Origin of the sequence: Catalinimonas alkaloidigena (assembly GCF_029504655.1) — a bacterium.
Classification (GTDB): Bacteria; Bacteroidota; Bacteroidia; order Cytophagales; family Cyclobacteriaceae; genus Catalinimonas; species Catalinimonas alkaloidigena.
In genome coordinates this window covers 2,481,863-2,503,934 of sequence record NZ_JAQFIL010000001.1, presented here as the reverse complement: position 1 = coordinate 2,503,934, position 22,072 = coordinate 2,481,863, and the positions used below count along the sequence as shown (strand labels likewise).

The window sequence follows — 22,072 nt, the reverse complement described above, 5'->3', positions numbered from 1 at the left end:
GTGGAACTGTCGCAGAGGACACTGAATTACCAGCTTCCTCCTCCCTCAGTTACCTGTAAGGAACTCTGAGGAGGGTTGACTTTTCAAAGCATGACAAAAGCTGATATAAAGCCTATACCTATTTTTTTCTATACTCCGACCTATAGAAACTTTCCCTTCTATACTTATTCCGCTGGTTCAACATATAGATCGGTACTCATCTATGGTTTATTTGGTAGTTCAACGCATAGATCGGTAGTGATCTATAAGTTATTTTGTCGTCCAACGTATATATCAAGTCTGATCTGTCCATTGGCGCACGGTCTATGTAATAGATCAATACTGATCTGTAAGTTTTTTCACCGCGCATGTAATAGATCAGTGCTGATCTACAAGTTTTTTGGCCGTACAAGTCATAGATCAGTACTGATCTGTCTTTTGTACAAAAGACTAAACCTTGATTCCGCTCCCCAATGCCCTGATGTAAGAAAGTAAATTCATTAAAGCGTTAAGTTATTTTATTTATATTTTTTAAAAATATAATTATATTTTATTAATTAGCTTTGACTTGTTGAGCAGTTGTTCAATGCTGTGCCGGCTTGGTGGAAAAAAAAGGAAGGAGTGCCCTTCTATCCCCTTTATACCCGTGTTAAAGAGCCGCAACAGCTTTATTAATTCATACAACAGTCTATGATACGAAATAAGAAAGACTACAAAAAAGGTTGGGTACAGACTTCCCTGGAAGCTACCCGCCAACATGCGGAGATTCAATCCTCCATGCAGGGCTTTGGCTACGATGAGGCCAAACTGGGCATAGCAGATAACCTGCTGGGAGAGGTTGAAAAGTGGGATTCACTTTACTTTGAACATCTGGGCGGTCAGAAAAAGGCAACCCGGGACATGAAAGAGGCCCGCCGTGAGGTGAATACCCGCTATTTGAAGCACCGGAAAGTAGCCCGGATAGCCCTGGAAGGCCGTAGCGATCTTTGGGACCTGCTCAAAATAGAAGGCCCGCGTAAACTATCGCTGCCCGAATGGCTGGGACAGGTGAAGGCTTTCTACTATCATTACGATAGGGCGGCCGACATCCTGAAGAAATACAACATCAGCCGGTCGGAGGTAGACCAAACCATCGCCATGATAGAGGCGATTGAGGACTATCGGGTGCAGCAGTCACTGAGCCGCTCACGCGCACAAGAGGCTACGCAAAAACGTGATCAATATAGCCGCGAGCTAGACCAGTGGATGAGGGAATTTATGTACGTGGCAAAGCTGGCCCTCAAAGACAGTCCCCAGTACCTGGAAGCCCTGGGCAAGACGGTGAAGGGAAAGTGAACACCAAAGTATCCCTAGCCCTGAGGCACCAAGATAGGGCTATACTCTCTCCCCTCATAGGCTTAGGTTTGAAGGCAAAGTGGTTTGTAAACTAAATTACACAGTATTTTTAGCTTTGTCTTCCAGGAGGGATCTTGTTAATAGTTTGAAGAAAAATTTCAAGCTACTCCATCGCACTTAGCGCATGAAGGTTCTTTAGCTATATCTTTGAAAGTCTTAAAAAGGCGGTTCGCCGTCCGGCGTGGAGCGCTGCGATTCCTCGGCATCGGCCGTCCGACTGAATGACAACTGCCATGTAACACAAATGGAAAATATCGTATAATTTAGTTTACAGTGTACTAAGCAATGGATAAGAGATATTGCATTTTTCTACCATATTGAATGAAAAGCCTTTAAATTGACAGCAAAAAAAGGATATGCACAAAATGACTCGCTGTCTGCTAGGAAGTTTTATACTACTCACCCAGCTTAGCACTTTACATGCTGCGCAGATTGATACAGTGGAGATTTATAGTGAGGCGATGAACAAAAACATTCCAGCCATTGTCATCACCCCTGAGGGATATGCAGAATCTACTGATCATTACCCTACTGTTTACCTTCTGCATGGCTATAGTGACAGTTACGCAGGCTGGACTACCAAAGCAAGTGTAGTGCCTTCCCTGGCGGATCAGTACCAGCTCATCGTTGTGATGCCGGATGGAGGTTATAATAGCTGGTATATTGATAGCCCTATTGACCCTCAGAGTCAGTACGAAACCCATATCGCAAATGAGGTGGTTCACTTTGTGGATTCCGCCTATCGCACAATACCGGAAGCAAACAGCAGAGCAATTACCGGATTAAGTATGGGAGGTCATGGAGGCTTGTTTCTGGGCATCAGGCATCAGCAAACCTTTGGTGCCGCGGGAAGCATGAGCGGGGGCGTTGATCTTACTTATGACATCAACGGCTGGGAAATAGATGAGAAACTTGGGCCTTATTCAAAATATCCGGCCCGATGGGATTCTCTATCCGTGATCAATATGATTGACCTGATCAAGTCAGCTCAGTTGAAAATAATCATAGATTGTGGGGTTGATGATTTCTTTTTTGAAATTAATCGGCGTCTCCATCATAAACTCCTGGAAAACGATATACCCCATGATTATATAGAAAGGCCAGGAAAACATAATTGGGCTTACTGGGACAATGCTGTTCAGTACCAATTTCTTTTTTTCAGTAACTTTTTTAATAGTAAGCCAAGTGGATAGCCAGATTTTGATCAATGTGGTAGAACCAGGATATTGTTATTATTGCCAGCAATAAAGCAAAGTATTCCTTCTCTTGGGCCTATAACTTTAGCACTCTTTTTAAGTTATTTTAGGGAAAATGCATACTTAACTATATGGCTAGCAGCAAGATTCTTACAATTGTAGGCATGGGAGAAGGCATCAGCATGTCTATTGCAAGTAAATTTGGTCATCAGGGCTTTACCATCGCTATGATTTCCAGATCTGATGAAAAACTAAGTCAATACCAGAAAAAATTGCAGCGGGACAAGGTTGAAGCCTATTATTACATCGCTGATGTATCTGACAGTCAACAACTTATCTCCTGCCTTGCATATATTCGTGAATCATTAGGCCCCACTGAAGTGCTGGTATACAATGCTGCCGCCGTTAGGGAAGTGGATCTGATGACCATGGATGAAGATGACCTTATGATGGATTTCAGGGTTAATACCTTGGGCGCCCTTATCGCGAGCCGTACAGTTAGCCAGGAGATGGAAAACTCAGGCAAAGGCAAAATATTTTTTACAGGTGGAGGATTGTCTATACATCCTAATCCAAGCTACGGATCATTAGCAATTGGTAAAGCTGGTCTCCGTAACCTGGCTTATAGCCTTCATGAACAGCTCAAGCCGCTTAACATTCATGTGGCTACTGTCACAGTCAACGGCATTGTACAAAAAAGTGATGAAAAGTATCATCCTGATGCTGTAGCTGCGCAATTCTGGAAACTTAATGAGCAGGCTCTAAGTGATGCAGAGCCTGAGATCATTTATTGACACAGTTATTTCAAACAGGCATAACATCAGCCTTCGGATATCGTTTGTATATCTTTATAATCATCGTAAATTACATTTAAAGAATACATTTTAAACCATTAAACTTTTTCATCTATGAAATTTGGAAGCAGTAACTTTACATTCGGCAAAAAGAAGAAAAAAAAGTTTCCTTCTTTAGAAGCCCTTAAAACAATAAGCTACGTGACCGGTTCAGCACTGGCCATGAATAAAGTCTTGAAAGAAAAACTTTTAGAACAACAGCATTTACTGCTGAAACCAAAAAGAAAGCAGACTGATGACAACACTGCTATTTTTGCCGGTCTGGCAGGTGGTTTAATTGCCGGGGGCATCATGGCCTTATTGCTGGCGCCGGAGTCTGGCGACAAGCTGAGAGATAGAATCAGTAGTTTTTTTTTGACTGAAAACGGACACTTTGACTTAGAATCAGAGATGGAAGAAGCACGCAAACATGCTGAAGAAAAACTTGGCATGAATGGCAATAATCCCTCTTAAGATAATTTAATTGATCAGTTCGGCTTAATGGCCGAACTTTTTTTATTCCTATTATCTCATTTTCTTGAGCTATTCCTACGCTTGTCTCTGCTCAACATGCCTTTAGATAAAAGACACATTGCTTTTCTTAACCAACTCCGGATTGCATACGCACTGGACGAGGAATCATTACACGGCTTACAAAAAAAGCTTGACGGATGGAAAAATGAGTACAATCAACTTAATCATTCAGTCACTAAGTACATTGAAAAGGAAAAAGCACAGTCCAGACCTTTTCAATCCCTTCTTGTACATTTTACAGATCAAGTCAGAGCCTGTTTGTCGGCAAAACTTGATGAAAAAGACATACACATTATTCTTGCTGACGCTTTCCTGTTTTCATTTTTAGAGGACGAAGCTAAATGGGAGAAGATTAGGAATGCCCCTGCCTTATATAGTTTGAAGGATATCATTCAGCATCTGAAAAAAAGTTCTCAACGCAATACTTTGGGAGATAATTTTATCAATAAAGGGATCTCCGCTTTTCCGCTTGAAATACAGCAGGCGACTTGGCATTACCTCAGATACGCTACTTTCCCCCCTCTCCTCTCTCAGGAAGCAATTTCAAAACTTCATCAGTTAAATAATTATCTGCTTAAACGGAAGCTTGGCAAAAGCATAAACGATAAAGATATTGAAATTCTGTTCATCAATACTAAGGAAAGCTATTGGGAGAAAAGTTTGCTATCGGTTGTAGAGGAGGATGTACAGGAAGAAGTAAAGCAAAAAAGAAGTCTTTACTGTTTTACTGATTTGTTTGATTACCTGCAAAAGTGTTTTTCCGAATCTGCTCATGAAACTGAAAGTGAAATTCATCTTCCTGCCCAATGGCAGGATCCGTTGAATGTACAAGGCCTGGGGCATCAAACGAACTTATTTACTGAAAAAGAGGGTAAACAAGTAGTCGCAACACAGCTAAATGATCATGACTTTACCGCTATCTGTCTTGACCTCAGGCTACCTCATCCTTACCCTTATATTAAAAAGGCTATTCCCATCCTGGACCAGCAAATTTTAAAATCTAAAAAAAGAGCTTAAGCTGGAAACTAAAGTTTCAGGAGAAAAGGAAAGACTAATTTTATGGTCTGCAAACCACCTGGGTGAGCAAGGAATCATAATGTGTTTATTGCCCGGATATTTTTTGAGCGATTCAAAACACAGTGATTTCAGACGATTTCTGGAATATATTTTTCAGGAAATATACATTCTTGAATTGAAAAATGAAGATGATGGACTGGCTGTGCTGTACCTCATCAAAAAGGCAAAAGCTACAAAAACTACCAACATTCAACATACTGATGTTTCCCTCCTAAAATTTAACCAGGAGGAAACAAAAGATTTTGAAGAGCTAAAATGGCAAAACGTTTATACCGATCAACAGGATTATTGGTTAGGTTTACCGGAAAGCGATTTTTTTCAACATCTTGCTATTTACGATCAGAAATCGTCCATATTTGACAGCTACCAAAAGGGAAGTGCACGCCTGATGGAGGCCTGGTTTACTGATATCAACCCTAAACTGCTTGAAAAAAAGGTTAAATTTGTGCTCAGGCAATATGCGAAGCTCCACAAAAAAAATGATGTTTCCGACCCTTTGATAAACTGGCCTGCTCATTTACTCAATATGGCTGAAGAAGGAGTCACGCTGACTTTTGACAAACAAAAAATCAAAAAAATTGAGCTTGAACCTTATGTCTCAGTTTTTGCTTATGTGGAAGAAAAGCTGATTGCTGAGGAAAATACAGGTATTCCAGCAATAGCATATAGTCAACGACATCAATACGTATACCCGCTGGTCAATCTGTGGGGCAGCAAATTTTGGAACAAGTTTTTTGTTTTTCCATTGAACAGTCAGCATCTGAGCGGTCCCTCATCGCTAAATATTAGCGATAGTACTTTAAAAAACTTCAAAGAACACTATCAAAAAAAAACCAAAGCCCACAACCAGACTTTCATTGTTTTCCCGCCTGAAGGTATTACACAAACCCTTGATAAGATTGAAAGCGTGAGCCGTGACCTCCCGGTGATCAGTAAATATCCAACACAAATCAATAACTTGTTAGAAGAAGCACGCCACTTTACTTCTGATGTAGAATTACTTACCCCACCCTACAAAAAAATTGATGAGTTCAAGAGAAAAGTGCTTCGCCTTGAAAGAGATGCGATTGAAAGAAAAGTAATTTATCAAAAGGTAAAAGCCTACATAGAAGAGCTCAAAGATCAGCTTGCGATACTCACACGTGCGCATGACGATGCCAAAAAAGATGCAGAAGCGGTCAATAAAGAAAACATTTTTTACTATACCTTTGCCGTCTTACATGATCCTGAATACCCTCATAAATATCAGGAATTTTTAGAGAAAGAGCTTCCCAGAGTCCCCTTGTACCCCGGTTTCAGGCAGTGGGTAGCATGGGGAAAACTAATATTTGTAGCCCACACTACTGAACACAATAAAAGCAGCATACCTTCAGCGATACAAATGAAGGAAGAAATACACGAAAAGAAAATCAGCAAATATTTTAGTTATCAGTTTGATGTAGAAAGAGGGCTTATCATATTAACAGAGCAGAACAAATCAGTTACGTTAAGTAATATCCCGAATCAGGTCTGGAAGTATCAATTTGATGGGCGCTACCCTTTTGCACACTATTTAGAGTACCTCCTTAAATGGCAGCGTAAAAAGAAGAAAAATCAATCTCAATTCAACCTGCCTATACTTGATGAGCCTTCCGAAATCATTGAGCAAATTAAACATTTATGTAGTCTTTCAGTCCAGCTTGTCTATATTGCTGAAGAGATGAAAGATGCTTCTCGCCAGCCTTCTTTGTAGGCTAAAATTATTTTCATACTAACTGCAACTCTTCTTCCTGATTTACAGTATTAATCTCAGTTTAAAATTATATATGTCCATCAAGAAAAAAGTAAAAGCAGTTGAAAAGCTTTATAAGGAACTGGATCAGGAGATGCAGGCCTTTCGTCAAGATACCGGTATGCACTGCATAGCAGGTTGTGGTAAATGTTGTTTTAAGTCAGATATAGAGGCAACCGTGCTTGAATTTTTACCACTTGCCTATCATTTATTTGTGAATAATCAGGCTGAACAGTGGTTAGAAAAATTAAGAAGCTATCAGGAAGATCAGGTTTGTGCGATCCTTCAGACATTCAGTGTTGACAGCCGACAGGGAAAATGCACCTCTTATCCACAGAGAGGGCTCATCTGTCGCCTTTTCGGATTTTCTGCAGCATTTGATAAATACGGAGTAAAAAGACTTTCTACTTGCAGTGTCATCAAAACAGAGCTCCCAGAAATATACAGTAAAGCGGAACATTGGGTAAAAGAAGGAAAGGCAAGTCCGGTTATGCGCAACTATTATTATCGTTTGTGCAATGTTGACCACAGGCTTACAGATAAGTTTTATCCTATCAATCAAGCGATCAGGTTAGCAATCATTGAAGTACTCAGCTATTACTGCTATCGCAGAGCACCTAAAGCATCTTAGAAGCTAAAACTACTTCTCTAAACATTAGCATAGCTGGCATTTAAATTATCATAGGTTTCACTATTAAGAAGATGTTTATATTTTTGGGAGCATCATGCTCTTTCTATTTTACTGAGACGTAGGGTAGCGGGCATGTGCTCTACTGTTTTATAACAACCTATGAAAAAATTATCAGCATTTTCTCTTTTCCTGCTATGGGCTTATTGCCTTATCTGCATTAAAGTTTCAGCACAAACACTTGATGAACCATCAGCCGTAAAGACCTTTAGTGATGATGGTGCCTGGTGTTGGTTTTCTGACCCCAGGGCAGTTTACTATGAAGGTAAGCACCAAAGGACCTATGCCTCCTGGGTAGACTCAACCGGCAATATCCTGATTGGCTATTATGATCATAACAGTGATCAAATTGAAACCGAAGTACTGCACGAAAATCTGGAAATAGACGACCATGATAATCCCGCATTGCACTTTACTGAGGATGGACGTATCATGGTTTTTTATGCTAAACACTCTCGTGAAACACCTATCTACCAGCTAGTTAGTCGTGAGCCTGAAAATATAAACAGTTGGGAAGAAAGGCGTTCTTTAACACTAAATGATACCACAACCTACGCTGGCTATTCCAAAACTTACACTTATGTAAATGTATGGAAAGTTAAGGATGAGCTCTTTTTATTATGGAGGGGTATGGACTTTAAACCTAACTACTCTATCTCAAAGGATGGCGGAAAGACTTGGACGAAAGGTAAAATCCTGATTCTGCCTGAAAGAATATACCGAAACCGGAGGCCTTATGTAAAAGTCTATAGTGATGGTGAAAGGCTTCATATCGCTTTTACGGATGGTCACCCAAGAAATGAAACTACCAACAGTATCTACTATGCCTATTACGAGGATGGTGACTTTCATAAAGCCAGTGGAGAAAAAATAATATCTTTATCTGAGGTGCCCTTCAGTCCACAACAGGCAGAGATGGTGCATGATGGTTCTACATCCAACAAAGCCTGGATCTGGGATATCGCTGCGGATGATGATGGAAACCCTGTACTTACCTATGCCTCTTTTCCTGATGACTCCTCCCACTATTACCACTATGCACGATGGAACGGAAAGCAATGGGAACGCCAGTTCCTCACTCATGCCGGCAAGTGGTTTCCTCAAACATTGGCCGGAACCGTAGAAAGAGAAATGAATTATTCAGGAGGAGTGGTTTTGGATCATGAGAATCCTGAGATAGTCTATTTATCCACTGAGCAAAACGGAATATTTGAAATTGAACAGTGGAAAAGATTAGAAAAAGGGAGGTGGAAAGCACAACAAATCACTTCTTCATCAACACTGGATAACATACGCCCTTACGCGGTATTGAATGCTGAAGAAGGAAACCCGCTTCAGGTATTTTTCTTAACCAACGAACGTTATATTCATTACACTGACTATCGTTCACTGATTAAAATGTGGCTCAAAGGAAACGAATAGTTACCCTTTGCTGAATACATTTTGAAAGCAATTGTACTACAAAACTATCGCTTATTGTACATCCATAGGTTGTAAACAAATCTGAGTTTTTATTCTATAAGCACTCGATCTACTTGCTGTATGCGTTTTTTTAAAAGCATACGGTTTATGAAACACCTAATAGGCATAGTTCTCCTTTCTGTAATCTCAATAAATTGCCATGCTCAGTCATTCAATAAACTGATCAAAATGGCTGACAAATACTATAAAGATGGTTTTTATACTGAAGCTGTCAATACCTACCTTCTGGCAGATGAAAAAGAGCCCGGTGATCTGGAACTCGCTTACAGGATTGGTCAGGCTTACCTGAAAAGTAAGTATAAAGACAGAGCGTTACCTTATCTTAAAAAAGTATACGAAAACATATCCAACCCCAAAGGTCAGCTATTATACAATCTGGCATTGGCTTACCAGTACAACCATCAGTTTATGGAAGCGCTAGATCATTTTACTGCTTACCGTGAAATCACAGATAATACTTTTGCTGCTGATCAACATATTATGCAGTGCGCTATTGGCATTGAGTATTTCAATAACCCTAAAGATGTAAAAATAACTAACCTTAAAAGTATTAATTCAGATAATCAGGATTACGCACCACTGATAACAGCGGATGGCAATTCGTTAATTTTTACTTCCAGAAGAGAAGGCTCTACTGGTGGAGATATGGCTTATGACAACAACTATTATGAGGATATCTACATCGCACACAAAAAAAATAATCAGTGGGCTGCCCCTGAAAAAATAAAGGGTGCCGTAAATACCAATTTTCATGAGTGTGGAGCAGCTATCTCACCTGATGGTAAGCAGCTTTTCATCTATATGGATGAAGGAGATGGTGATTTTTACGTTTCCACCTTTAACAGTAAAAGCTGGGGGGAGCCTAAGGCAGTAGGAGGAGTAAACTCACCCTACCGGGAACTTTCCATATCCATGAACGGTGAAGGCAATAAACTGTATTTCTCCAGCAACCGCCCTGGAGGATACGGTGGTTTTGATATTTATGTCTCTACTTTAGATGACTTTGGCAGATGGGGAAAACCTATCAACCTAGGTCCAAAAATAAATACTTCAGGGGACGAAGATGCTCCTTTTATCCATGCTGATGGTGAGACATTGTACTTTAGCTCTACGGGCCATCTTGGAATGGGGGGATTTGATATTTTCAAGAGCAAATATCTCAGAGAAAAGTGGACCACTCCTATCAACTTGGCTTTTCCTATCAACACGGCGCAAGACGATAATTACTTTGTGATCACAAAAAATAATGAATATGGATACTACGCCACCGCCCGCGAAGATGGCTTGGGCGGAAATGACATCTATGCTATTCTGATGGATAAAAGAGATTTTATTCAGGAAAAGAAAGACGCGCCTTTGATGACGCTGTCAAGAAAAAAAGACAAAGAGACATTCCTGGTAGGAAAAGTACGTAATATTGAAACGGGTGACTTTTTGGAAGCGGAAATTATACTTTCTGATAATGAAAAGAACATCGTCATGACACGTACCTTTTCAGATCCCGAAACAGGTACATTCAGAATATCCATTCCGGAAGGCACCAACCTCGGACTTACTGTAGAGAGTGATGGTTATCTGTTCTATTCACAGAATATAAGATCGTCAGCCTTGGAGTCATACAAAGATAATACGATAGATATTGCCTTACAGGAAAGTAAGGTAGGTACGATTGGTATTTTGAAAAATATCTTTTTTGACACTAACAAAACTAATATACGCAAAGAATCTCTGGTTGAACTAAACCAGATTTATACCCTACTCAAAGCTCAACCCAATATCGTAATACAAATCAATGGGCATACTGATGATATAGGGGATGATGCGTATAACCAGCAATTATCAGAAAAAAGAGCCAGGGCTGTAGCTGACTATCTTTTGAATTATGGTTTATCAGCCGACCGCATCACAGCCAGAGGTTTTGGAGAAAGCAAACCCATCGCTTCTAACAAATTTGAAGAAAATGGACGCGCACTCAACCGCCGTACCGAGATTGAAATCATAAAAATTCTGGACACAAAATAGTGCGCAGATAAAGCTGTTTTATATATTTTGAATTGCTTTTTCTACCTTATCAGCAGTAAGTGGCTTGCTTAGGTAACCCTTAACCTGGGAAAATTTTCTTGTTTCTTCAATGTCTTTCGGGTTGGTAGATGATGTCAACACAACTACATTGAGTTTATTTTTATTGCAGGGCTCACAGGCCTCTAGAAACTCAAACCCGTCCATCACCGGCATGTTAAGGTCAAGAAATATTAGGTCAGGGCAATCTTTATCATTTTGTCCAGCCTTATCATCAGTGACTTGACCTATCAAATCTAAAGCTTCCTGCCCGTTAGAAGCCACAAGAATTGTATCCGCTAGATTTATAGTGTTGAGGATTTCGGTAGTGATAAAATTTGAAACTTCATCGTCATCCACCAACAGCACTTTATTAAATTTTATCATAATGCAAGTTTAAAAAATTGTTTATAAAAATAACGAGTGTTATTCAGCTTTAAGTATCCAATTAAATTGTTAAAAAATTAAACTGAAATTTAAAATTGTTTAATGAAATGCTTTAGTTAAATTAAATATAAACAAGCAAATTTACTTGTCATTGGTTCAAATAAAATAACATTTGCTCTGCAAGAAATTCATTGCCCTTTCTATTCAAATGAACTCTGTCAGAAGTGAGTACACCACTGTTCCGGGCATCAGCATTATTTTTCTTCAAATAAGATTTAAACTTATTTCTCAGGTCACATAGCTCTGCGCCTGTCTCCATAGAGACTTTTCTCACTACTTGAGCGTATTGATCTAGTTCCTGATTGATTTGTCCATCAAAAGAAGGGTTTTCCCCTATCACAGTGGGAGTACAGAAGATAATCCTGCTCCCCTGTTCCTCTAATCGCTTGGCGATAGTAAATAATCCTTCTTCGTAGCGTTCAATAGTAGTACCTACAGCACCTTCGGGTTCATAAAAATGCCACACATCATTGATTCCTATATATACGAATACAATGTCGGGATCAAGCGAAAGTACATCCTTTTCAATTCTGTTTTCCAGATCCGTGACTTTGTTACCCCCTATCCCTTTGCCAATAAGCTGAAACTCCGCAGTATCTATGTGCTCTCTTAGTAAATTGATATATCCGGAAGGATCACTTTCACCTGCTGCAGTGATAGAATCGCCAAAAAAAACTACTTTCTTCTTATCTTTCTTATTAAACGACATCAAGACAAGCATAATAAGTGAACATAGGAATAGTTTGATATGCATAGAGAAATTGAAAGGTGTTGGGTCGTTGTAAAAATCACAGTATTGAACACCTCAAGCTAAATAAAATATTTCGTGCCTACAATAACTTAATACATAAAGTAAATATTACTGTTCTTTACTAAGCGTTTGGATAATAACTTTCCATTAAGTTAATTCTAACACAACCTACTACCCTATAAATATGCAGGATGAAACTAAAAATACCTTTCTTCAAAAAGCTAGGCTCTGGCAACAAATAAGTAGCTCAGCCATTGAATTATTAAGCTTTGACCAGCTCAAAGATATTTACTACAGTATTTTTGCCAATGACCCCTTGGGAATTGCATGGCTTCCTGATAAGCGTACGCTGAACTACGCCAATATTAATCAATCCATCAGTTCATTAAAGCTGAGTAGTTATCAGGATTTTCATAACTGGTCAGTACAAAATCGTGCACAATTCTGGGATCATACGATACAAACCCTGCAGATCAAACTTGATCAGCATTATGATCAGGTGCTGGATATTTCCCAAGGTGGGGTTGAAGACCCAAGATGGCTGGAAGGCGCACGTCTGAATATTATTAACAGCTGCTTTCAAGCAAATGAGCAAAAGACAGCTATCATTGCTTCTGATGAAAATCAAGAAACCCGAACACTCACTTATCTAGATTTAAAGAAATTATGCAACAGGGTATCCAATGGCCTCTTACAGCAGGGGCTTAAACAGGGTGATAAAGTGGTACTCTACCTGCCTCTTTGTACAGAAGCAGTCACCGCTTATCTGGGAATAATACAGGCAGGAATGATAGCGGTACTTGTTGCTGACAGTTTTTCGCCACAGGAGCTGAAAAGAAGAGTAGAAAGTAGTGAAGCCCGATCAGTAATTGCTTTTGATAGTTATACCTACGGTGGAAAAGATCTTTCAATATATCCTAAACTTAAAAAGGCAGATGTGCCTCCATCAATCATTATTCCTGGAAAGGAAAAAACAGATTTGCGTACCCAGGATGTGTTATGGGAAGATTTTCTGGCAAAGGACAGCTTTTCTCCTGTAATCGGCGAACCCAATACGCTGATCAGTATATTGTTTTCTTCAGGAACCACCAGTGAGCCTAAAGCCATTCCCTGGACTCAGCTTACTCCGATAAAGTGTGCTGCTGATGCTTACTATCATCATGATATTCAGCCCACCGACACGCTCACCTGGACAACAGGCATGGGCTGGATGATGGGACCATGGACAATCTTTGCTGCCCTGATGAACAAAGCGACACTGGCACTTTTTACTGGTTCAGCCGCCAGTACCGCTTTCGGAAGTTTTATGCAAGAAGCGAGTATCAGCATACTGGGAACTATTCCTTCCCTGGTAAAAGTGTGGCGCAAAACCCAAATGATGGAGCAATATCATTGGAATGTTCGTGTTCTCAGCTCCACCGGCGAGCCTTCACAAGTTGAAGACTACCTATACCTGATGTGGTTAGCAAAATTCAAAGCACCCATTATTGAATACTGTGGGGGTACTGAGATTGGTGGAGGATACCTCACAGGAACTGTAGTGCAGCCAGCCTCCCCTGCGACATTCACCACCCCAGCTTTAGGCATGGACCTTATCTTTAGGGAAGAAGAAAGTGGTAAAATAGACGCCAAACGGGATGGTGAGGTCTTCATCGTACCGCCTTCAATCGGACTTTCTCAACACTTACTGAACCGTGATCACCATGAAGAATACTATAAAGATTCTCCCAGCTTGAAAGATGGTACACTACTTAGAAAACACGGAGATAATTACCAGCTATACCATAAGCTATTAGAGGATACTACTTTTTACAAAAGCCGTGGCAGGGCGGATGATAGCATGAACCTTGGCGGAATTAAAGTGAGCGCAGTAGAAATAGAGAAAATCATAAATACACATAAAGCAGTTTACGAAAGTGCCGCTGTCACAGTAGCTCCCAAAGGTGGAGGGCCGGAAGTTTTGTTGATATTCTTCATCCCTCAGGATGAAAATATGGATAAAGAACTGTTGAAGAATGATCTGCAAATGATGTTGAACAGTGAGCTTAACCCGCTTTTCAGGATTAAAGAAGTAATTGCAAAAGATACCTTACCCCGTACAGCTTCCAACAAGTTAATGCGGAGATCACTCAGAAAGGAATATATGGAATTTAATTAACTAATATTACCGCAAGCCCTAAACCATTCCTTTCTATTTTGCCTTAAATATCCATGCCTACTCCTAAAGATCAGCCTCAATCACTAGCCCCGGCACTTAGATGGTTCAAGCAGCAGAGATGGGAAGCTTTTGCTTTTCAACGTGAAGTTTGGGAGGCTTATCTGAGGGGAGAAAGTGGTTTGTTAAATGCTCCTACCGGTAGTGGTAAAACTTATGCGCTGTGGCTGGCTGCTTTATTAGAATTTATTCAGGATAACCCGGAACGGTTCCAGGAGAAAAAAAGTAACGGCCTGCAAATTCTCTGGATCACTCCGCTGAAAGCATTGGCCAAAGATATCCGGCAAGCCATGGAGAGGGCCTGCGAAGCTTTGCAGGTACCCTGGAAAGTAGAAGTCCGCTCCGGCGATACGAGCAGCAGTCAAAGGCAAAAGCAGATGCGCTCAATGCCTGAATGCCTGATCACTACCCCTGAAAGCCTGCATCTGCTGATCAGTCAGAAGCAGCACTCTCAACTGTTTAAAAAACTGAAGTGTGTCATTGTGGATGAGTGGCATGAGCTGCTTGGAACCAAAAGAGGGGTACAACTGGAATTGGGTTTAAGCAGGCTCAAAGTCATTCAAAAAGAGCTGAAAATATGGGGAGTTTCAGCAACAATTGGTAACCTGGAGCAAGCTAAAGATATTCTTCTTGGCCCCGACCATCCAAGGCCTAACCGAATTGTCAGGTCTAATATTGAAAAGAAAATTGTGGTAGAAAGCATTCTGCCCGATGAGATTGAGAAATTTCCCTGGGCAGGACATCTCGGCATCAAGATGATGGATAAGGTAATCCCCATTATAGAGCAAAGTAAGACTACCCTGCTCTTTACCAACACCCGTGCCCAGACTGAAATCTGGTATCAAAAGCTGTTGTCAAAGGTGCCTGAGCTTGCCGGTCAGATGGCGATGCACCACGGTTCACTGGATAGCTCAGTACGAAGCTGGGTAGAAGACGCGTTACATCAGGGCATCCTTAAGCTGGTCGTATGTACTTCAAGCCTTGATCTGGGCGTTGATTTTCGTCCCGTAGAAACGGTAATACAGGTGGGAAGTCCCAAGGGGATTTCCCGTTTTATTCAGCGAGCGGGACGAAGTGGACACCAGCCGGGAGCTGTCAGCAGAATTTATTTTTTACCTACCCACTCATTAGAGCTGCTGGAAGGAGCTGCCATTAAGGAAGCTATCAGGCAAAAAATATATGAATCACGCAGGCCTTTGGAAAAATCCTTTGACGTATTGGTTCAGTACCTTGTCACGCTGGCAGTAGGTGAAGGATTTCTGGAAGAAGAAGTATATCCGGAAGTAAAACGAACACACAGCTTCAAAGACCTTACGCCAAAGGAATGGCAGTGGGCATTGCAGTTTATCACTACCGGTGGGGATAGCTTAGGGCAATATGATGAGTTTGCCAAAGTCATCCTTAAGGAAGGCATCTATAAAGTAGAGAGCCGGAAGACTGCCATGCGTCACCGTATGTCAATGGGAACCATCGTGAGTGATCCGGTACTCAAAGTAAAGTATGCCAGCGGTGGCTTTATCGGTACCATTGAAGAAAGCTTTATTGCCCGGCTAAAGAAGGGCGACAATTTTTGGTTTGCCGGTCGTAACCTCAGGTTTGAGCGCATCAAAGACCTTACCGTGCTGGTGCATAAAGCCCGGGGTACCAGTGGTCTTATTCCTTCCTGGTCTGGCGGAAGGATGCCGCTTTCTTCACAACTTTCGGAGCTGATTCGCTTTAAACTGGACGAATTTCTTGAAGGAGCTTATCAGGACATTGAATTGAAGGCCATCCAACCCCTACTGGCCTTGCAGGACAGATGGTCATGCCTGCCTGACCGGCATAACTTCCTGATTGAGAAGTTAACATCCAGCGAAGGCTATCATGTGTATATGTATCCTTTTGCCGGAAGGGCTGTACATGAAATTTTATCTACGCTGGTAGCCTGGAGGATCAGTCAGATTCAACCCATTTCATTTTCCATTGCCATGAATGACTATGGCTTTGAATTGCTGTCAGATACAGAAATTCCACTGGAAGAAGCACTGGAATTAGACCTCTTTTCACAAGAAAGGCTGATGGAAGATATATTGGAGAGTGTCAACAGTACTGAGATGGCCAAGCGTCGTTTTAGAGAAATTGCTGCTATTTCAGGCTTAGTTTTTCAGGGTTTTCCCGGTAAACCCATAGGCAACAAACATTTACAGGCTACCGCCCAGATTATCTATGATGTATTTACTGAGTATGATCCAGAAAACCTACTCATTGCCCAGGCCATGGAAGAAGCTTTGTACCAGCAGGTTGAGCAGTCTACATTGGCAGAAGTGATGCAAAATATCAGGCAGCAGCGTATTATTATTGAGCATCCCTCCTATCCAACACCTTTCGCTTTTCCCATCATGGTAGACCGATTAAGAGAGAAGATCAGTTCCGAGACTTTAGAAGATCGGGTACGCAAGATGCAGCTTGAGTTAGAAGCCTACGCTGCTTTTGGTGAATAAGCCGTACTCTTTAACGGTTGGTAAGTACGAAGCTTACAAACTGGACCCGAAATGTAGAGATCTTTTGCGCAAAATTATACTCCTACAACTGATCAGTCCAGGGCAACACTCTTAAGCCTGCTAGTTTATCATCACGATCTAAAACTACCCTTACTTCAGGCTCAGATTTGGAGAAATCACCTTTGAAGCGAAATATGGTTGCTTCCATGCCACCCTGGGAGAGAGAATAGGCTTCCTGGAATTCTAATGAAGAGAGATATTCGCCCACCTGAGCTTTGATTTGCTGATATGCCTGCTTTTGGGTGTCCTTGGTAAACAACTGTACAATTTCAGGTATGGCCTCACCCTCTTTAAATTCATAATAACTTCCTTCAGCCATTTTAGTGAGTATCTGATCAGCAATGTCTTCTGCTGCCTTTACATCTGCCGGATTTACCCTTTCAACACCAAGTTTCTCTATGTTAGCTTGTTCTTGTGCCTGTACTACTGAGGAGACAAATAATATATATGTGACAGATGCCAAAAGTATTGATAATTTTCTATTGCTAATTCTCATGATAATATACAAAATGTAATATGTATTGATAAGTGATGATCCTGTACAGGATATATTTTTAGTAAGAGCAATCTTTTAAGAACATTATCTGTTTGTGCCCAAATTTGATAAAAAGTCCAATCAATCTCATATTTTATATTCCCCCTCCACAAACGAGTTATCTCCTTCTATTTACCAGTAACAATAAAAAGAAGACCTTGCATGTTCCATTAAGCTTCCGGGCTAAATAAATATCTATGAAGTTTCTTTTAACATTACAAGCAACTTCGTGTTACACCATAAATCTCACAAACATTTTTTTGAGATAGCTATTTTTTTATTTAAACCAATGTATTATGAATATTTTAGTAGCAGGAGCACACGGTAAAACCGGGCTACAAATCGTTAAGTTATTAACTGAAAGAGAACATAATGTGTTAGCCATGATCAGAGATGACGCTCAGTCTGACGAAATGGAGAAACTAGGCGCTACACCATTTGTTGCGAATCTGGAAGGAGACATAGAGTTTGCAGTAGAAGGAGCTGAGGCAGTCATATTTGCAGCTGGTTCTGGTCCCAACACCGGTGAAGATAAAACACTCTCTGTGGATAGAGATGGAGCAGTCAAAATGATTGAATCATGCGAAAGAAATGGTGTTGAAAGATTTATTCTTTTAAGCTCCGTGGGAACAGATCATCCCGAAGAGGGTCCTGAGAAGCTTCAACATTATCTGAAAGCTAAGGCGGAATCGGAAGAGAGATTAGAAAAAAGCAATCTTAACTATACCATAGTTCGCCCCGGCATGCTCAATAATGATCCGGAAACTAACCATATTATTGCTCAGGAAAGCCTGAAAGGTAAAATAGGACAGATCTCACGTTCTGATGTCGCCCTATCTATTGTAGAATCTATTGAAAACCCGAATACCTACCGTAAGACATTTGAAATTATCGGAGGTGGTAAGATGGAAGTTGAAAAAGCACTTAACAACTTATAATCAGTAAATTTTAGCATGCAAAATCAGGCTCATCAGTATTAATTTGGTTTAATAGGCATGAGCCTGATTTTATAATTCTATACCTTTAGTACTTCAGCTAAACGTGACAATCCTTTAGAATTGGCGTAGGAATAAGCTGTATGTCCCTGAGAATCCTTGATCGTTTTATCAGCCCCATTTTCCAGTAGGAGCTCAGCAATTCCCTCCTGTCCAAAAGTAGCTGCATAGATCAATGCGGTACCTCCACTCAGATTTCTGGCATTAACGTCAGCTCCTCGCTCCAGCAGTAGCTTTGCTATATCCTGGTTTCCTTTAAAACATACGCCCATCAATGCGGTGTTTCCCGCAGCATCTCGGGCATCAACTTTTGCTCCCGCATTCAGCAAAAAAAGAGTTATTTCATACTGATCGCTATAGCTTGCCATAATCAGGGGTGGAAAGCCTTTATTGTCTTTTTTTTCAATGAGGTTTGGGTCTTCCTCAATCAATTTCTTTATACCTTCTAATTCACCTTTTCTGATGAGTTCAAATACATCCATGATTGTTTAGTATTGGTAAAAGGGTGGCTAAAAATTTAAGTGCTGAGTTTAATTATTTATTGAATCTAATTCAATGCTTCTAGATATCATATCGCAAAACAACATAGGATCAGCATTTTCCATTTTTTGCAAGACGATTATTAAACTACTATTTGCATAAAGAGTTTAGCATCTACTGTTTAAAACATTGAATGTCAGCTATTTATTTTAATTTATTAAAGTAGTAAATCAAGCGTGAAATGGGTAATAACCTATATCGCAATTGTCTTTTCATGACTGTAAAGCTTTTAAACTTATAAGTAAAGGAGAAACGAATCTGGCTATTAGGACGTAGAATTAAGCAGTGAAGCTGCTTATCCTTTTTTTAAATGCAGACATGCTTCATTAAAATCATTATACGCTTAAATTAAAGATTGAATGAATTTCCATACCAGAAAATGGGTAAAACCTGAAGACTTAAATCCTAACAAAACACTCTTTGGAGGCAGGTTACTCCAATGGATTGATGAGGAAGCCGCCCTTTATGCGATCATACAGCTGGAAAATCAGCATGTGGTAACCAAGTATATTTCTGAGATCAACTTCATAAGCTCAGCCATTGTCGGCGACATTATTGAGATCGGGATAGAACCTGTGTCTTTCGGTAAAACTTCACTAACGGTGCGCTGCCTGGTTCGTAATAAAATGACCAGAAAGGAAATCCTCTCTATTGATAAAATAGTGATGGTTAATCTTGATGAAAAGGGAAAACCTACTCCTCATGGGAAGACAAATATAGAATATGTAAAAGACAGGCTTGGTAATCAATAAGCTTCCCACTGTAATCTCACGATAGACCGGTTAAGTCCTTAGCAAGTTCTCTCCTGATGATTTTACTACTTCCTGTCTGTATATAGCCATTATGCTCTGCATGGGTAGCAGCCTGGCTGGTATCCTGCTTCATGATAAGATCTACCCCTTTCTTAGCGAGCTGTGAAGAAATTAGTTTCACTTCTTCATTGCGCCTGGCAGTACTCACATCACGAATGTAGATAGCCAATACCCTGTTAGGATATTCTTCTACTACTTGCTGGTAAATTTCAGGATCATGCTGCCCGCTATCACCAATCAACAAGAATTTCAGTCTGGGATAGAATGAAAGTATCCTCCTGATTTTTTCCAGTTTATGGCTTGCATGTCTTTCTTTGATGAACTTAGTTTCACTAATTCCAATATCCCTGAGAAGAATCGGCCCCTTGGGTATATTGTTATGGGCAAAAAAGTCAGCTAGCATGTCGTACATATTCCAGGGGCTGCTAGACACATAAAAAATGGGATTATGTTGCTTACCATCTTTACCCTTTTGTAATGCATTGTAGAATGCGGAAACACCTTTAAATGGCATTCTTGTTTTAGCATTATTTGTCATCGCCATGCGTATGATCTCAATTCTATGCGTAGTTTTAGAAATCAGAATGGTATCGTCTATATCTGATATTACTCCGAAATGAGACTTTTTATCAGGGATCATCACTTCGCCTACACCAGTGATCTCTCGGGTTTCGGGATAAAGTTCGTCTAATAACTTGAAGTTGACTGTATGCCAGAGCCGATTATCATCTATAGGTGCATGAAAGCTGGTCTCCAGATGAAAATATCCTTCATCATCTGCTCTGATGATTTCTTGAGAGCCCTGGAAATGAGCTTTGATACTGACAAAAGGAATTTCACGACTCATATAGCGACGGACCATCGCTTTGATGTTGGTCCAGGTACTATCGTTAAAATCAGGTTTTGCCAAACCATTGTGTTCCATCACTCTACCCCTGATGGTAATCTTATTTTCATTACCATAACCGCAATACGGGAAAATGACTACCTCCCCCAGCTTCCCTTTACGAATTCTTCGGTTCAGTCTCCAACTGTCAAAATGTGATTCCGACTGATTAAGTAGTTTTAGAAAAATATTTTTTGGATTCACACTTATTTATCTTCCTGTTTGATAGCATCCATCAAATGCTCTACACTCTCCTGAGTAACTAACCCCTGCTCTAAAGCGTGGATTGCCGGCACGCTGGTATCTTCGGCCAGCACCATATCAATGCCTCTGGATTTTACCTGCTTTGCAATTTCGCGCACCTCTTTATCCCTTTTGTCATGGGTAACATCACGAATATATATGGCTTTGATGTGAGAAGGATACTTTCTACTCAAAAATTCGTAGATCTCAGGGTCTTTTTGCCCACTATCACCTATCAGTATGAATTGCATGTCAGGATAAAGCAGGAAAAGTGTGGTAATCTGGATGATCTTATGCTTTCCATGTCCGCTTTTGATGAAAGTATCCTTGTCTATACCAATTCCTCTTAACAAGAACGGCCCTTTAGGGATCTCATGAACTTCACAAAAATACTCCAGAAGCTCATACAGGTTCCAGGGGCTACTGGATACATAAAAGATTGGATTATGCTGTTTTCCGTCACTTCCTGCATACAATGACTGATAAAAGGCTGAGACTCCTTTGAAGGGTGTCCTCGTGCGTGCATTATTGAAAAAGGTAAGCTGGGCTTTTTTGATTAAATCAGATGAGCGGGAAACCAGAATAGTGTCATCTACATCTGATATGACACCGTATTCACTCTTATTGGGAATCAGCACCTTGCCCTGCCCTTTTACTTCACCCTGTTCCGGATACACCTCATCCAGTAATTCAAAGTATATATCGTACCACTCCTCCGGGCTATCTTCTAATTCAAAACCTTCCAGCATCACATGAAAATAGCCCTCACTATCAGTCTTTACAACCTGTTCAAGCCCTTGAAAGAAGATTTTCACGCGTACATGGGGAATCTCATCACTTTCATAGCGGCGATACATGGTCTGAATATTTTCCCATAGGCTAGCGCCTTCCTGCGGTGGTTTTTGTCCTTCCGCCTCCAGCACACGGCCGGTAATGAGTACTTTTTCAGTATTGCCAAAACCAAAATATGCTTGAATGATGAGCGGATCTAGTAAGCTCAGTTTCTTCTTGACGTAAAATGAAGACTGGTCATATACGGTTTCTACCGCACTTAAAGACTTTAACAAAAAATTGGATAGTGTTGTCATAAAAAAA

19 protein-coding genes are annotated in these 22,072 nt (G+C 40.5%); 13 read left to right on the top strand and 6 right to left on the bottom strand.

The annotated features are described in order from the left end of the window. Window positions 1-669 precede the first annotated feature (669 nt). From OKW21_RS10230 to OKW21_RS10190, 9 genes are all read left to right on the top strand, one after another. Window positions 670-1,314 (top strand): PQLLE family protein, encoded by a 645-nt coding sequence (locus tag OKW21_RS10230; protein WP_277479321.1) that lies wholly within the window; start codon window positions 670-672, stop codon window positions 1,312-1,314. Between the two features lie 416 nt (window positions 1,315-1,730). Continuing rightward, window positions 1,731-2,567 (top strand): alpha/beta hydrolase, encoded by an 837-nt coding sequence (locus OKW21_RS10225; RefSeq protein ID WP_338130040.1) that lies wholly within the window; start codon window positions 1,731-1,733, stop codon window positions 2,565-2,567. Between the two features lie 134 nt (window positions 2,568-2,701). Beyond that, window positions 2,702-3,364 carry an SDR family NAD(P)-dependent oxidoreductase gene (locus OKW21_RS10220; RefSeq protein ID WP_277479320.1) on the top strand — a complete coding sequence of 221 codons (663 nt, stop codon included), beginning with the start codon at window positions 2,702-2,704 and terminating at the stop codon, window positions 3,362-3,364. A gap of 114 nt (window positions 3,365-3,478) precedes the next feature. Further along, window positions 3,479-3,877, top strand: a complete 399-nt coding sequence (locus OKW21_RS10215; RefSeq protein WP_277479319.1) for a hypothetical protein — start codon at window positions 3,479-3,481, stop codon at window positions 3,875-3,877. 96 nt (window positions 3,878-3,973) lie between these two features. Next, on the top strand, window positions 3,974-4,954 hold the full coding sequence (locus tag OKW21_RS10210; RefSeq protein WP_277479318.1) for a hypothetical protein: 981 nt from the start codon (window positions 3,974-3,976) through the stop codon (window positions 4,952-4,954). 103 nt (window positions 4,955-5,057) lie between these two features. After that, a complete protein-coding gene (locus tag OKW21_RS10205; RefSeq protein WP_277479317.1) occupies window positions 5,058-6,746 on the top strand; it encodes a type ISP restriction/modification enzyme in 1,689 nt (562 codons plus the stop codon). A 73-nt stretch (window positions 6,747-6,819) separates the two neighbouring features. Continuing rightward, entirely contained in the window at window positions 6,820-7,416 is a 597-nt protein-coding gene (locus tag OKW21_RS10200) for a YkgJ family cysteine cluster protein (RefSeq protein ID WP_277479316.1), read from the top strand. A gap of 159 nt (window positions 7,417-7,575) precedes the next feature. Next, complete coding sequence (locus tag OKW21_RS10195; protein WP_277479315.1) at window positions 7,576-8,895, top strand: BNR-4 repeat-containing protein; 1,320 nt, start codon at window positions 7,576-7,578, stop codon at window positions 8,893-8,895. Between the two features lie 147 nt (window positions 8,896-9,042). Then, on the top strand, window positions 9,043-10,977 hold the full coding sequence (locus tag OKW21_RS10190; protein ID WP_277479314.1) for an OmpA family protein: 1,935 nt from the start codon (window positions 9,043-9,045) through the stop codon (window positions 10,975-10,977). A gap of 18 nt (window positions 10,978-10,995) precedes the next feature. Here OKW21_RS10190 and OKW21_RS10185 read toward each other — a convergent pair whose 3' ends face one another. Next, window positions 10,996-11,400 carry a response regulator gene (locus OKW21_RS10185; RefSeq protein ID WP_277479313.1) on the bottom strand — a complete coding sequence of 135 codons (405 nt, stop codon included), beginning with the start codon at window positions 11,398-11,400 and terminating at the stop codon, window positions 10,996-10,998. Between the two features lie 148 nt (window positions 11,401-11,548). Then, window positions 11,549-12,169: an SGNH/GDSL hydrolase family protein gene (locus OKW21_RS10180; protein ID WP_277479312.1), complete on the bottom strand. Its 621-nt coding sequence runs from the start codon at window positions 12,167-12,169 to the stop codon at window positions 11,549-11,551. Window positions 12,170-12,395: 226 nt separating this feature from the next. Here OKW21_RS10180 and OKW21_RS10175 point away from each other — a divergent pair, with 226 nt between their 5' ends. Beyond that, the gene (locus OKW21_RS10175) at window positions 12,396-14,369 is read left to right on the top strand and encodes an AMP-binding protein (protein WP_277479311.1); all 1,974 of its coding nucleotides are present in this window, start codon (window positions 12,396-12,398) and stop codon (window positions 14,367-14,369) included. Window positions 14,370-14,422: 53 nt separating this feature from the next. Then, complete coding sequence (locus OKW21_RS10170; protein ID WP_277479310.1) at window positions 14,423-16,906, top strand: ligase-associated DNA damage response DEXH box helicase; 2,484 nt, start codon at window positions 14,423-14,425, stop codon at window positions 16,904-16,906. Between the two features lie 82 nt (window positions 16,907-16,988). On the opposite strand, the gene OKW21_RS10165 is transcribed toward OKW21_RS10170, so the two are convergent. Further along, window positions 16,989-17,429, bottom strand: coding sequence for a hypothetical protein (locus tag OKW21_RS10165; RefSeq protein ID WP_277479309.1), 441 nt, complete (start codon window positions 17,427-17,429; stop codon window positions 16,989-16,991). 368 nt (window positions 17,430-17,797) lie between these two features. On the opposite strand from OKW21_RS10165, the gene OKW21_RS10160 reads away from it, so the two are divergent. After that, entirely contained in the window at window positions 17,798-18,439 is a 642-nt protein-coding gene (locus OKW21_RS10160) for an SDR family oxidoreductase (RefSeq protein WP_277479308.1), read from the top strand. A gap of 77 nt (window positions 18,440-18,516) precedes the next feature. Here OKW21_RS10160 and OKW21_RS10155 read toward each other — a convergent pair whose 3' ends face one another. Next, window positions 18,517-18,978 (bottom strand): ankyrin repeat domain-containing protein, encoded by a 462-nt coding sequence (locus tag OKW21_RS10155; RefSeq protein WP_277479307.1) that lies wholly within the window; start codon window positions 18,976-18,978, stop codon window positions 18,517-18,519. A gap of 417 nt (window positions 18,979-19,395) precedes the next feature. Between OKW21_RS10155 and OKW21_RS10150 the strand changes: the two genes are divergently transcribed. Continuing rightward, entirely contained in the window at window positions 19,396-19,788 is a 393-nt protein-coding gene (locus OKW21_RS10150) for an acyl-CoA thioesterase (protein WP_277479306.1), read from the top strand. A 16-nt stretch (window positions 19,789-19,804) separates the two neighbouring features. On the opposite strand, the gene OKW21_RS10145 is transcribed toward OKW21_RS10150, so the two are convergent. Both OKW21_RS10145 and OKW21_RS10140 read right to left on the bottom strand, forming a co-directional pair. Further along, on the bottom strand, window positions 19,805-20,938 hold the full coding sequence (locus OKW21_RS10145; protein WP_277479305.1) for an App1 family protein: 1,134 nt from the start codon (window positions 20,936-20,938) through the stop codon (window positions 19,805-19,807). 2 nt (window positions 20,939-20,940) lie between these two features. Further along, a complete protein-coding gene (locus tag OKW21_RS10140) occupies window positions 20,941-22,065 on the bottom strand; it encodes an App1 family protein (RefSeq protein ID WP_277479304.1) in 1,125 nt (374 codons plus the stop codon). Window positions 22,066-22,072: the final 7 nt, after the last annotated feature.

What these genes read in the sequence shown, in the direction of transcription:
- OKW21_RS10140 (WP_277479304.1), bottom strand. Translation starts at nt 22,065, where the DNA reads ATGACAACACTATCCAATTTTTTGTTAAAGTCTTTAAGTGCGGTAGAA.
- OKW21_RS10185 (WP_277479313.1), bottom strand. Translation starts at nt 11,400, where the DNA reads ATGATAAAATTTAATAAAGTGCTGTTGGTGGATGACGATGAAGTTTCA.
- OKW21_RS10220 (WP_277479320.1), top strand. Translation starts at nt 2,702, where the DNA reads ATGGCTAGCAGCAAGATTCTTACAATTGTAGGCATGGGAGAAGGCATC.
- OKW21_RS10180 (WP_277479312.1), bottom strand. Translation starts at nt 12,169, where the DNA reads ATGTCGTTTAATAAGAAAGATAAGAAGAAAGTAGTTTTTTTTGGCGAT.
- OKW21_RS10225 (WP_338130040.1), top strand. Translation starts at nt 1,731, where the DNA reads ATGCACAAAATGACTCGCTGTCTGCTAGGAAGTTTTATACTACTCACC.
- OKW21_RS10200 (WP_277479316.1), top strand. Translation starts at nt 6,820, where the DNA reads ATGTCCATCAAGAAAAAAGTAAAAGCAGTTGAAAAGCTTTATAAGGAA.
- OKW21_RS10175 (WP_277479311.1), top strand. Translation starts at nt 12,396, where the DNA reads ATGCAGGATGAAACTAAAAATACCTTTCTTCAAAAAGCTAGGCTCTGG.
- OKW21_RS10195 (WP_277479315.1), top strand. Translation starts at nt 7,576, where the DNA reads ATGAAAAAATTATCAGCATTTTCTCTTTTCCTGCTATGGGCTTATTGC.
- OKW21_RS10160 (WP_277479308.1), top strand. Translation starts at nt 17,798, where the DNA reads ATGAATATTTTAGTAGCAGGAGCACACGGTAAAACCGGGCTACAAATC.
- OKW21_RS10210 (WP_277479318.1), top strand. Translation starts at nt 3,974, where the DNA reads ATGCCTTTAGATAAAAGACACATTGCTTTTCTTAACCAACTCCGGATT.
- OKW21_RS10170 (WP_277479310.1), top strand. Translation starts at nt 14,423, where the DNA reads ATGCCTACTCCTAAAGATCAGCCTCAATCACTAGCCCCGGCACTTAGA.
- OKW21_RS10190 (WP_277479314.1), top strand. Translation starts at nt 9,043, where the DNA reads ATGAAACACCTAATAGGCATAGTTCTCCTTTCTGTAATCTCAATAAAT.
- OKW21_RS10215 (WP_277479319.1), top strand. Translation starts at nt 3,479, where the DNA reads ATGAAATTTGGAAGCAGTAACTTTACATTCGGCAAAAAGAAGAAAAAA.
- OKW21_RS10155 (WP_277479307.1), bottom strand. Translation starts at nt 18,978, where the DNA reads ATGGATGTATTTGAACTCATCAGAAAAGGTGAATTAGAAGGTATAAAG.
- OKW21_RS10230 (WP_277479321.1), top strand. Translation starts at nt 670, where the DNA reads ATGATACGAAATAAGAAAGACTACAAAAAAGGTTGGGTACAGACTTCC.
- OKW21_RS10150 (WP_277479306.1), top strand. Translation starts at nt 19,396, where the DNA reads ATGAATTTCCATACCAGAAAATGGGTAAAACCTGAAGACTTAAATCCT.